General features: G+C 61.3%; 11 protein-coding genes, 1 tRNA gene, 1 other RNA gene and 1 riboswitch. Of the genes, 2 read left to right on the forward strand and 11 right to left on the reverse strand.

Features of this window, described 5'->3' with window-relative positions; genetic code table 11:
* Positions 1-126, forward strand: a transfer-messenger RNA (tmRNA) gene (ssrA, locus tag ACIQ3A_RS11510); the annotation flags it as partial.
* 467 nt (positions 127-593) lie between these two features.
* On the opposite strand, the gene ACIQ3A_RS11515 is transcribed toward ssrA, so the two are convergent.
* From ACIQ3A_RS11515 to ACIQ3A_RS11535, 5 genes are all read right to left on the reverse strand, one after another.
* Positions 594-669, reverse strand: a tRNA-Asn gene (locus ACIQ3A_RS11515).
* A gap of 11 nt (positions 670-680) precedes the next feature.
* Complete coding sequence (thiE, locus tag ACIQ3A_RS11520) at positions 681-1,622, reverse strand: thiamine phosphate synthase (protein WP_396431876.1); 942 nt, start codon at positions 1,620-1,622, stop codon at positions 681-683.
* A complete protein-coding gene (locus tag ACIQ3A_RS11525; protein ID WP_396431877.1) occupies positions 1,619-2,440 on the reverse strand; it encodes a thiazole synthase in 822 nt (273 codons plus the stop codon). The genes thiE and ACIQ3A_RS11525 overlap by 4 nt, the downstream gene beginning before the upstream one ends.
* A gap of 6 nt (positions 2,441-2,446) precedes the next feature.
* Positions 2,447-2,659 (reverse strand): sulfur carrier protein ThiS, encoded by a 213-nt coding sequence (gene thiS, locus ACIQ3A_RS11530; RefSeq protein ID WP_396431878.1) that lies wholly within the window; start codon positions 2,657-2,659, stop codon positions 2,447-2,449.
* A complete protein-coding gene (locus ACIQ3A_RS11535) occupies positions 2,652-3,737 on the reverse strand; it encodes an FAD-dependent oxidoreductase (protein ID WP_396431879.1) in 1,086 nt (361 codons plus the stop codon). The genes thiS and ACIQ3A_RS11535 overlap by 8 nt, the downstream gene beginning before the upstream one ends.
* 38 nt (positions 3,738-3,775) lie before the next feature.
* Between ACIQ3A_RS11535 and thiD the strand changes: the two genes are divergently transcribed.
* Complete coding sequence (thiD, locus tag ACIQ3A_RS11540; RefSeq protein ID WP_396431880.1) at positions 3,776-4,630, forward strand: bifunctional hydroxymethylpyrimidine kinase/phosphomethylpyrimidine kinase; 855 nt, start codon at positions 3,776-3,778, stop codon at positions 4,628-4,630.
* Here the strand turns inward: thiD and ACIQ3A_RS11545 are convergent.
* The 6 genes from ACIQ3A_RS11545 to ACIQ3A_RS11570 are packed head-to-tail and all read right to left on the reverse strand — an operon-like array spanning position 4,591 to position 10,498.
* Positions 4,591-5,388 (reverse strand): SDR family oxidoreductase, encoded by a 798-nt coding sequence (locus ACIQ3A_RS11545; protein WP_396431881.1) that lies wholly within the window; start codon positions 5,386-5,388, stop codon positions 4,591-4,593. The genes thiD and ACIQ3A_RS11545 overlap by 40 nt on opposite strands.
* A complete protein-coding gene (locus ACIQ3A_RS11550; protein WP_396431885.1) occupies positions 5,385-6,374 on the reverse strand; it encodes an ABC transporter substrate-binding protein in 990 nt (329 codons plus the stop codon). Before ACIQ3A_RS11550 ends, ACIQ3A_RS11545 begins: the two co-directional genes overlap by 4 nt.
* Before the next feature lie 46 nt (positions 6,375-6,420).
* Positions 6,421-7,173, reverse strand: a complete 753-nt coding sequence (locus ACIQ3A_RS11555; protein WP_396431886.1) for an ABC transporter permease — start codon at positions 7,171-7,173, stop codon at positions 6,421-6,423.
* Between the two features lie 25 nt (positions 7,174-7,198).
* Positions 7,199-7,957 carry an ABC transporter ATP-binding protein gene (locus ACIQ3A_RS11560; protein ID WP_396431882.1) on the reverse strand — a complete coding sequence of 253 codons (759 nt, stop codon included), beginning with the start codon at positions 7,955-7,957 and terminating at the stop codon, positions 7,199-7,201.
* Position 7,958: 1 nt separating this feature from the next.
* Positions 7,959-9,407 carry an acyl-CoA reductase gene (locus ACIQ3A_RS11565; protein WP_396431883.1) on the reverse strand — a complete coding sequence of 483 codons (1,449 nt, stop codon included), beginning with the start codon at positions 9,405-9,407 and terminating at the stop codon, positions 7,959-7,961.
* Complete coding sequence (locus ACIQ3A_RS11570) at positions 9,404-10,498, reverse strand: long-chain fatty acid--CoA ligase (protein ID WP_396431884.1); 1,095 nt, start codon at positions 10,496-10,498, stop codon at positions 9,404-9,406. The genes ACIQ3A_RS11565 and ACIQ3A_RS11570 overlap by 4 nt, the downstream gene beginning before the upstream one ends.
* A gap of 76 nt (positions 10,499-10,574) precedes the next feature.
* Positions 10,575-10,677: riboswitch (TPP riboswitch) on the reverse strand.
* Between the last annotated feature and the right edge of the window lie 8 nt (positions 10,678-10,685).

Consider the following 10,685-nt stretch of genomic DNA (forward strand, 5'->3'; position numbering starts at 1 on the left):
TACTGGCTGGGTGTTCAGCGTGTCGCTGCGCGGTTCATTTGGCGAGACTCAAATCAGACGACTACACATGTAGAACTGTACGAAAAAGACTTATGGACGGGGGTTCAAATCCCCCCAGCTCCACCAATACCTTAAAAGCCAACCCTAACCGGTTGGCTTTTTTTTGCCTACTACCGCGTGTTTACGCGGGTTCCTGCGGGTTCTTGCGGACTGCGGAGAGAGGCATTTCTGCCAGCAACCGGCAGGTTTTACTCGGCGGCAACAGTCAGTTGCTTGAGTGGGCCGTTTTCTCCGATAAGGTCTTCAGGCTTTTTGTAGCCAGCGAGCAGCTGGACGATCAATTCGTTGCTTACGGTCATGGTTCATCTTTCTGGATGTTCGGCAGTTTCCTGCCATTTGACCGTTCACTCAAAATTTAGGATACCCTCACGAAAGAACGTAAGATAACTTTTATGGGTGTGAAGCGCACGCGTGATATAGGCTGATGCAATGCGCTCGTGAACCTGAAAAACCACTAAAGTCTGGTGTTTAGTGGTTTTGCAAAGAAAAAGGGGCTACGTTTTCACGTAACCCCTTCATTTCAAAGCCTAATTTGGCTCCTCGACCTGGGCTCGAACCAGGGACCTACGGATTAACAGTCCGGCGCTCTACCGACTGAGCTATCGAGGAATAACTTCGAATTATAGAGTGGTTTTTGGCCTGTTTTGAGAGGGGCCAGAGAATTTCCGCAAAATCGCTTGCAAGCACTGGGCCGCCGCTTCCGGGTCGCTGGCACCCGTGATGGCGCGCACCACTGCAATCGAGCCCACACCGCTTTGCATGACCACGGGCAGACTCGATTCGTCAATGCCGCCGATGGCCACAAGAGGGTTGTGCTGCATGAGCTTGGCGTAGGCATTCAAGCGGCCTGTGCCTTGCGGCGCTGTTTGCATGCGTTTGAGCGTGGTGGGAAACACCGCGCCCAGCGCCAGGTAGCTGGGGCTGGCGGCATCGGCGCGCAGCATTTCGGCATAGCCGTGCGTGCTCAGGCCCAAGCGCAGGCCGGCGCTGCGCAGGGTGTCTATGGGCGCGTCGTCCATGTCTTCTTGGCCCAGGTGCACGCCGTAGGCCCCTTCGTCGATGGCGATTTGCCAGTGGTCGTTGATGAAGAGCAGGGCGTCGGTGCCGCGCACCGCTTGGACGGCCGCGCGCACTTCGTTCCGAATGGCCTTGTTGTCTTCTGACTTGAAGCGCAACTGCAAGGTGGGCACGCCCGCTTGGGCCATGCGCGCTACCCAGGCGGCATCGGGCAGCACCGCGTAGAGCCCTAAGTTTTTGGGGCAGGCTGGAAAGGCCTTGGCTCTGGGCACGGGCAAGATGTCGAAGTCTTCGGGCTGGCAGGGCCAGTCGGTCAGCGAGAACTGGCCTGTGCGCTGGGTCTGGGCATGCCAGGCCGTGGCCACGCATTGGGCATCGTGCTCTACAAAACCCAACATGCGGCAGGCTTGCAACACCGCTGCGTGCTCGGCGCTCAAAGTGGCGTCGCTGGCCTGTTGGGCTTGTTCAAAGCCGATGGCCGTGCCTGCCAGCATGGCGGCGTGTTGTTGTGCCAGGGCTTGGGCGATGTCTTGTGTTGTGTTCATGCTTGGTGCCAAAAAGGTGTGCCCAACACGGGGGTGCTGGGTTGGGCGCTGTCTTGCGCTTGCATGGCGCCTGACAAAAAGGCAGCTCTGCCTGCATTCACGGCATCTGCAAATGCACGGGCCATGCGGACCGGATCTCTGGCCAGTGCCACGGCGGTGTTCAGCAGCACGGCGTCGTAGCCCCACTCCATCACCTGGCATGCGTGCGAGGGCAAGCCCAAGCCAGCGTCCACGATCATTGGCACATCCAGGCGCTCACGCAGGGTGCGCAGTGCATGCGGATTGATGGGCCCTTTGCCCGTGCCGATGGGCGCGGCCCAGGGCATCACGGCCTGGCAACCCACATCCACCAGGCGCTGGCACAGCACCAGGTCGTCGGTGGTGTAGGGCAACACCTTGAAGCCCGCCTTGATCAGCGTGCTGGCAACGGCCGGCAGGTTCAGGGTGTCGGGCTGCAAGGTGTAGTCGTCCCCAATCAGCTCCAGCTTGATCCAGTCGGTCTCGAACACTTCACGGGCCATTTCTGCCGTGGTGATGGCTTCTTGCGCGCTGTGGCACCCGGCGGTGTTGGGCAACACCGGCACATTGGCCTGGCGCAACAGGTTCCAGAAACTTTGTGAAGCCTCACCGCCACTGCCGGTTTGCCTGCGCAACGAGGCCGTGAGCATGGCGGGGGTCGAGGTCTGGATCGCTTCCAGCAACACGGCGGGTGAGGGGTAGCGCGAGGTGCCGAGCATCAAACGGCTGTCAAAGCTTTCGCCGTAAAGGGTCAAGGGGTCTTGGGCCAAGGTGTTTGGGAGCAAGGTGTGTGGGGTCATGGGGGTTCAACCTCCGGTGATGGGGGCAATCAATTCGATCTGGTCGTCGTGCGCCAGTGTGTGCTGGGCGTATTGTCCGCGCGGCACAAACTGCAGGTTGACCGCTGCGGCAAAAGGGGGCTGGATGGCGGCTTTGGCCACGGCATCGGCCAAGGTGGCGCCTGCTGCCAAGGTGTGCAGTGCTTGGTTGATTCGCACTTGGATGGTGTTCTCAGACATGGTCAAGTTTCAGGTTGAATTGTGTGGCCAGCGTGGTGGTTTGGTGTTGCACCCATTCCACCACCACGTCCAGCATGGCGGGGGATATTAAAAAACCGTGGCGGTACAAGCCATTGATCTGCAAGCAGCGTTCGCCCAAGTGCCTGATGGCAGGCAGGTTGTCGGCCAGTGTGGGGCGAGCCTGTGTGCTCACCTCCAGAATGCGTGCTTCGGCAAAGCCGCTGTGCACGGTGTAGGCGGCGCTCAACAGCTCCAGTGTCGAACGCACGCTGGCGGGCGACAGGTCTTCGGTTTCAATTTCGGTGGCCCCGATCACAAACACATGGTCTTGTTTGGGCGCGATGTAGATGGGGTAGCGCGGATGAATCAAGCGGGTGGGGCGTTGCAGCGTGACCTCGGGGGCATGCAGGCGGATCACCTCGCCCCGCACGCCCCGCAGTTGGGGCCATTCGCTGCGCGCACCCAGGCCCCTGCAGTCAAAGACCCAGTCGGGCTGGCCTTTTTGTCCCGGCTGAAAATCTTCGGGTGCACGCGGGCTGTGCCAGCACATCTGAACTGCTTGTTGCTCAAGGCTGGCCAGCAAGGCCGCCAGCAACTGACGGTTGTCGAGCTGGGCCTCGTCGGGCAAATACAGCGCCTGGTTGAAACGCGACGCCAGCGCCGGCTCGCACACGGGCAAGCTGCTGGCGTCCAGCATTTGAGCCGCAGGCAGGCTGGGCAATTGCTGCTGGGTCTGCGCCAGAATGTCGGTGAAGCGCCTGGCCTCTGCCGCATCTTGTCGGTGCCACAGCACCAGGGTGCCGTTTTGTTGGAAAAAAACAGGCGCCGGCAGCCCCGCGATCAGCTCAGGCCAGCGCTTGAGGCCGTGTTGTCCCATGCGCACCACTGGCAACTCGGTGATGGCCGATTCGGCCAAGGGTGCCAGCATGGCGGCGGCCACGCGCGCGGCCGCACCTTGTGCATCGGGCCCCTGAGCTTCGTGCACCACGACCTTGTGGCCCAGTTGCGCCAAAGTATTGGCGAGCAAGCGGCCCATCAGGCCGGCACCCAACACCACACTCGAAACTTCTGCGCTCATGAAAAGATTTCCTGGGTGATTCGCGGATAATTTCGCGGATGACAAATACTTACCGTTACGCACGCGTGCTCACCATTGCCGGCTCTGACAGCGGGGGTGGCGCCGGCATTCAGGCCGACCTGAAAACTTTTGCCGCATTGGGCTGCTACGGCATGAGCGCCATCACCGCACTCACGGCGCAAAACACCCTGGGCGTGCAGGGCATTCACGCGGTGCCGCCTGCGTTTTTGAAAGCGCAAATTCAGTCGGTGGTGGAAGACATTGGCGTGGACGCCCTGAAGATCGGCATGCTGCATGAGCCCGCCGTGGTCGAGGTGGTGGCCTGGGCCATTGACCATTACCAACTCACCCGCGTGGTGCTCGACCCCGTGATGGTGGCCACCAGTGGCGACCGCTTGATGGCCAACGAGACCGTGCAGGTGCTGGTGCGCGAATTGTTTCCGCGCGCCAGCGTCATCACCCCCAACCTGGACGAAGCCGCCTTGTTGCTGGGCCATGAAATTTTGGATGCCGACGCCTTGAACCAGGCCGCGCAAGATCTGCTGGCCATGGGCGCCAAGGCGGTGTTGCTCAAAGGCGGACACCTGGCGGGCGATGAGGTGGTCGACTTGCTGGTGCAAGCCGATGGGCCATCGCGGCGCTTGGCCTCGCCACGAATTGCCAGCCAAAACGTGCATGGCACGGGCTGCACCCTGTCGTCGGCGATGGCCGCTTATCTGGCACTGGGGCACGACTTGAGCGAATCCGTTGCCTTGGCGCGCACCTTCATTTTGGGCGCCATTGCCCACGGTGCCGATGTGAAGACCGGTCACGGTCACGGCCCCTTGAACCATGGTTTCTTGCCCGTGCCGCTTCATCGCATCACCAATCCGCCATCGACCAGCAACACCTGACCGGTGACAAAGCGGCTCCAGTCGGATGCCAGAAACAACACCGGCCCCGCCACATCGTCTGGCGTGGCCAACCTGCCCATGGGCGTTTGTGCGATCAGGCTGTCTTTGATGGCCTCTTTTGTGGGGCGGCTCGAATCGGTGGGGCTGACCAAACCAGGTGCCACGCAATTCACGCGAATGCCCAAGGGCCCCAACTCGGTGGCCAGGTTGCGGCTGAAGCCCACCAGCGCCGATTTGGCTGTGCTGTAGTCGTGGTAAGCGATGCTGGGCCGATCGACCAGGTCGCTCACCAAGTTGACGATGCTGCCTTGCGCACGCTGCCTGAAATGCGGCAGCACGGCCTGGCACACGTTGTAGGCCGCGTGCACCGCACCGTCGAACTGGCTTTGGTAGGCCTGCCAGGGGGTGTCCCAAAATCGGGTGCGATGCTCGGGGTCGAAGGTGTAGGGGCTGAACGCGTTGTTCACCACCACATCGATGCGCCCCAACTCGCGCAAGGCCTGGGCCACCATGGCGTTCACAGCTTCGGCAGAGCGCACATCAGCGGGCAGGGCCCAGGCATCACCGCCCGTGGCTTGGCCCAGTTGCTGGCATTGCGCCACAACGGCTTGGGCGGCGCCAGTGTTGCTCAGGTAATTCACCAGCACCATGGCGCCTTCGCGTGCAAAAGCACGGGCGATGGCCGCACCGATGCCACGGCTGGCCCCTGTGACCAGCACCACCTTGCCTGCAAATTGAGCGTGTTGCGGCGTGTTCATCGCTTGGCCGGTGTGTGCGGTGGCAGCAGGTCTTGGCTCACCACGTCTTTCACCAAAATGTCACGCTGCATCACGCCAAAAGCCTGGTAGGCCTTGGCACCTTTTTGCAAGCTCACCATGTCAAAGGCACCCAGGCCGCGCTGTGCCGTGGTGGCCGACACGCTCGACTCGTTGCGCAGCCGGATGATGTCCAGGTTCATGCTGGGGTTTTGCCCATCGATGGCGTATTTCACGGCCAGTTTGGCGGCTTCTTCAGGCGAGCCGATCATCCATTTGGCGCTGTCTTGGTAAGCCTTCAAGAAGCGCTTGAGGACGTCTTTTTTCTGGGCATAGGTGTCTTCGCGCACAACAAAAAAGTCACTGGAAATGTTCAGGTGGTTTTTGATTTCCATCACATTGACGCCGCCCAGGCCTCTTTGACGCCCGATCAGCAAGCCGGTGTCTGTGGCGGCTGTGGCGTCCACTTGCCCCTGCATGAGCGGGGCGAAGTTGAGCAAGCCCGTGACCACCACGGTGACGTCGGCTTCGGTCAAGCCGGCCTGGTGCAACAGCACTTGCAAGTTTTGCCGCGTGCCGCTGGACAGGCTGTAAACGCCGATACGTTTGCCCTTGAGGTCAGCCGGTTTGAGGATGTTTTGTGATTTGAGCGACACCACATTGAAAACGTTTTGCGGGTAGATGTCGTAGATGGCGCGCAGTTTTTCGCCTTTGTCCAGCGCCGTGAAAAATGAGCCGGGGTCGGTGAAAGCCACATCGGCCTGGCCGCTGAGCAGGTTGCGCAGCGCGTCGCCGCCGCCCGCACCCGGCAAATAGCCCAGCGCAATGTGGTGGGCCTTGAAAAACCCTTTTTCTTCTTCCACCAGCAAGTTGGTGATCTCGGTGATGGGTTTGCTCCATCCGGCCACCACCACTTTGTCAAGCGCTGGGGTTTTTTGCGCCAAGGTCGCGCTTGTCAAGCCAAAAAATAGCAAGCTGCCAAGCACCATGGCCAACAACTTGTTCATCCATTTAATTTTCATTTCGGGTCTTTCATTAAAAATCTTTTACGGCGCGCAGGCGGGGTTCTGTCAACCACTTGGTGAACTTGTAAAAAGCCAAACCCAGCATGGTGATGACAGTGAGCACAGCAAACATCAGCGGTGTGTCCATAGAGCCTTGCGCTGCAATGATCAAGGCCCCCAGCCCACGGCTGCCGCCAATGAATTCGCCGACCACCGCACCCACCCACGCCAGCACCACGGCCACGCGCAAGCCCGCATAAATGCCCGCCAGCCCTGCAGGCACCTTGAGGCGCCACAAGGTTTGCCAACGGCTGGCACGCAGCATGCGAAACAGCTCGAGCTGTTTGGCGTTGACCTGCTGCATGGCGGTGGTGGTGTTTTCGAGCAGCGGAAAAAAACAGATCAGCGCTGTCATGACCACGATGGGCCAGGTGCCAAAGCCAAACCAGACGATGAACAGCGGTGCGAGGGCGAGCTTGGGGACCACTTGGCTGGCCACCAGGTAGGGCATCAACACCGCACGCCAGCGCGGCGCTTCGCCCAGCAGCACGCCGATCGCAAAGCCCATGCTGGCACCCAGCGCCAAACCCAGCACCACTTCGGTCAGGGTGGCCGCGATGTGGGGCCACAGGTAGCCACTGGCCAAACCCTGCAACAGCGATTGCGCCACCACCGAGGGCGCAGGCAGCACCAGGGGCGAGGTGTGGTTCAGCCGCACCAGGGCTTCCCAGGCGGCCAAAAAGACGGCGCCCAAAACCCATGACCAGACCCCTTCACGCCTCATGTCACGCCGCATGTCAAGACGAATGTCACGCTTCATGTGTCGTCCCTTCGTCCATCGCCTGGCGCAGCTGCGCGCACAGGGCATTAAACGGGGCGGCGTAGCGCAAAGCCGCGCTGCGCGGACGAGGCAGGTCAATCGCCAGGGGCTGGGCCATGGCGCCGTCCTGCATGAGGCTGACACGATCGCCCAAATACACCGCTTCGCCAATGTCGTGCGTGACAAACAACACGGTGGTGCCTTCGGCTTGGCACAGCTTCAAAAAGTCGTGCTGCAACTCGCCTCGGGTGATGGCATCGAGCGCGGCAAAGGGCTCGTCCATAAACAGCACCGATGGCCGCGTGATCAACGCGCGGGCAATGGCCACACGGCTTTGTTGGCCCCCCGAGAGCTTGTCGGCCTTGACCTGCGACACATTTGTCAGCCCCAGGCGGTCTAGCCATTCGTCGGCTTGGCGGTGGTCGTCCGGGGTGATGGAGCGGTGCAGGCTCAAGGGCAGCAGCACGTTGTCCCGCACGTTCAACCAGTCGAGCAGTGTGGGCGACTGAAAGACAAAGCCCATCTCTGGCAGAGGAGCCGAGACAGCGCAGTTGTTCAGCAACACTCGGCCGTGTTGTGGCGAGAGCAGCCCTGCCGCCAGTTTGAGCAAGGTGGTTTTGCCGCAGCCGCTGCGGCCGATCAGGCAATGGATTTCACCTGCAGCCATTTGCAAATTGACCGCGCTGACCGCCGCAGAACGCTCAGGGTAGGCGTAACACACGCCTTCGAGTTGCAAGAAGTTCGGCATGTCAAGGCGCATAGCGGGTGAAGTTTTCGGCGCTGCGCTCGGTGCTGTCATCCAGGTCGACCATGCGCACCAGGTCGAGCAGGCTGAAGCGCCCATCGTGGTGCCAACCGGCTTCGGGTGAGGTCATGGCCCCCAGGGCGCAAATGCGCGTGACGCCGACCTGGCCCAGGCGTTCGGCCAAGTGCATGAGCTCTTCGGGGGCAGCGGCCAAACCAGCAGTTTGCAAAAAATCACGCTGCGGTGCCACCAGCGCCATCACCTCGTCCAGGCTGTCGACGGCGACCACCCACACGTTGCGGTTGAGTGGCCCGGGTGCCAGGGGCAAGGCGCGGTCGACATACAGCACGCTGCCCCATGCGGCCTGGCTGGCCGGCATTGGCAAGTTGGCGTCGTCCATTGACGTCAACTCGTGGGCCTCGCGCCACGCACCCACCTGGGTGGCTTCTTCGATCGACAACACGCGCTGCGGCATCTTGTGCTGCAAGGCGGCCAAGGCGCCAGCCAGGTGTTGTGAAAACTCCTGGGGGCTGATATGCCCGCTGCGTTGCACATAAAAAACATGCGGCGAATAGCAGCCTTGCTGGTCGTAGCGTGCGACATCGAGCGCGGCTTGCTGTGCCAGCTTGGGCCCTTTGCTGGCCGACAGTGCGGCCGCCGAGACCATGCCAAAACTCAGCTTGTGGCCGTGCGCCAAAAAGCGGGTGGTCACCGGCACATGGGCTTGCATGGCGGCGAGGGCGGTGTTGCCCCCATAGGCCAGCACCACATCGGCCAAGGCGAAGGCGTGTTGTTCAGTGCTGGGCCACCACAGCACAGCAAAGCAGTCGGCCCAGCGGGGCTCCACCTCCACCAGCAAGCGGGCATAAAGGCTGGCAAAAATCGGCTCGGCGCTGGAGACTTTGCCAATCGCCCCGGCTTTGACCAACAAGCCCGAGACCCAGCTCCACATCGACAAAGCGGGCACATTGCCAGCCCAGACATGCAGCAACAAGTCGGGCCCAAAGGCTTTGGACCAACCGCCTTTGGTGCGGGGCTGAAATTCGTCCAGAATTTTGGGGTTGGCAAAATCTTCGGCCACAAAGCGTTGCAGTTGCAGGGCCCGAAAGGTCTGCAAAAAGCTGTTCAGGTTCAGCCGCACCATCTCGGCGTCAAAGCCTGTGGCTTGGGGCAACAGACGCTCCAGCGTCTGGCGGTAAATGTCTGTGCTGTCGAGCAAGCGGGCAGTGGCGCGGTCCAGCACGCGCACGATGTCCGACACGCTCATGCTCTTCAAATGGGCTTGGCTGGCACCCCGAATGCGCAGGGCCAGCGCCGCCATTTGGCTGGGGCTGAGCTCGGGCACATCCACTTCAATCGGCGCATGGGGCGCGCCCAGGGTCAGGCGATGCCAGGCCACATCGGCATCGCGCAAGCCGGGCAGGTAACCGGCTTTGAAGACCTGGGGGCTCATGCTTTGGCCGCTTGCAAAAATTCGTCTACTGCCATCGAGCAGCCTTTGGCTTGGGTGCCTTGGGCGCGCCCGAGCAAGACAAAGCCATTGCCCATCGCCTGCCCCACGTCTTCGGTCAGGATGGTGACCACCGAGTTGTAATTGCCCAGGTCGGTGTGGGCCAGAATGCCTTGCGCGCCCGCCGCCACTTCGTGGCCCGTGAGTGGGTCCAGCAAGCGCGATCGAATCCAGTGGGGCCCCCGCTTGACCGAGGGCACAGTGAGGTTGCCTACATCGTAGAACTGGGTGCTGAGCTCGGTCATGCCGTACATGTTCAGGCACTGGTCTCGACTGACCCCGAAGCAAGCGGATAGCTGCTCGTAAAACAAATCCATGGGCACTTCGCGCGACTGGCCCTTGAAGCCGCCCGTGTCCAGCAATCGGCTGCCGGTGGGCAACCGGAATGTCTGGCCCCGCGCTTGCAGAGCGTCCATCAGGTGCACAAAGCCGTAGCTGGCCCCCAGCAGCATGAAAGGTTCTGCGGAGGCTTGTGCGGCCTCCAGGGCTTGGCACAAGGCGTCGACGCACAAACCGTTTTCGTCCAGGTAATGCCTGCTGTCGGGGGTGCCGAAGTGGGTGATCGCCAAAGCCAGGTAGTGGGCCAGTGACGAGTGGGGCATCAACACTTCGTCAGGAAACAAAACGCCCATGCGCAAGCGGGCATCGCTGGGCATGACGTGCTGCCCAAAATTGCGCAGCATGGAGGCGTCGTAAACGGCCAGGTCGGGGTGGTGGTGTTGGCCTTTGACATCGCCACGTGTGGTGCCGCTGGTCTTGAAGGTGCGCGCGCAGCTTTCGGGCGGCAGGCAACTGAGGGTCAGGTCCTTGAAGGCGTTGATGGGCACGGCTGGAATGTCGCGCCAGCTTTTCACCATGCGCGGGGTTTTGCCGCGCCCCTGGCAAAAGCGCTGAAAGGGCAGGTTGTGCGCGAACTGGTGGGCAAACACCTTGAGCGCTAAGGCATTGAATGCGTCATCGCTGCCGCTTGCGTGGTCGATGAAGGCCAGAACGTCTGATGCGATCAAAGCGGAAGCTGCGTTGTCGGTTGCCACGGTCCTGTGCCATTTCACAAATTGGCAGGTCAGCTGGCTGGGAACCCCTGCACGCTGTGGGCATGGCCACGGGCACGGTTCTTGGAACGAGCTTCCCTGCGCGAGGATTACCTCAATCAGGTTCAAAGGGACTTTCTCAGTCGAAGACCTCTCGGCCTGCAACACCCCTAGCGAATGCGCCGCAAAA

It is taken from the genome of Limnohabitans sp., from assembly GCF_044361985.1.
GTDB lineage: Bacteria > Pseudomonadota > Gammaproteobacteria > Burkholderiales > Burkholderiaceae_C > Limnohabitans_A.

Coding starts and splice junctions, on each gene's coding strand:
- thiE (WP_396431876.1), bottom strand. CDS start 1,622: ATGAACACAACACAAGACATCGCCCAAGCCCTGGCACAACAACACGCC.
- ACIQ3A_RS11525 (WP_396431877.1), bottom strand. CDS start 2,440: ATGACCCCACACACCTTGCTCCCAAACACCTTGGCCCAAGACCCCTTG.
- thiS (WP_396431878.1), bottom strand. CDS start 2,659: ATGTCTGAGAACACCATCCAAGTGCGAATCAACCAAGCACTGCACACC.
- ACIQ3A_RS11535 (WP_396431879.1), bottom strand. CDS start 3,737: ATGAGCGCAGAAGTTTCGAGTGTGGTGTTGGGTGCCGGCCTGATGGGC.
- thiD (WP_396431880.1), top strand. CDS start 3,776: ATGACAAATACTTACCGTTACGCACGCGTGCTCACCATTGCCGGCTCT.
- ACIQ3A_RS11545 (WP_396431881.1), bottom strand. CDS start 5,388: ATGAACACGCCGCAACACGCTCAATTTGCAGGCAAGGTGGTGCTGGTC.
- ACIQ3A_RS11550 (WP_396431885.1), bottom strand. CDS start 6,374: ATGGTGCTTGGCAGCTTGCTATTTTTTGGCTTGACAAGCGCGACCTTG.
- ACIQ3A_RS11555 (WP_396431886.1), bottom strand. CDS start 7,173: ATGAGGCGTGAAGGGGTCTGGTCATGGGTTTTGGGCGCCGTCTTTTTG.
- ACIQ3A_RS11560 (WP_396431882.1), bottom strand. CDS start 7,957: ATGCCGAACTTCTTGCAACTCGAAGGCGTGTGTTACGCCTACCCTGAG.
- ACIQ3A_RS11565 (WP_396431883.1), bottom strand. CDS start 9,407: ATGAGCCCCCAGGTCTTCAAAGCCGGTTACCTGCCCGGCTTGCGCGAT.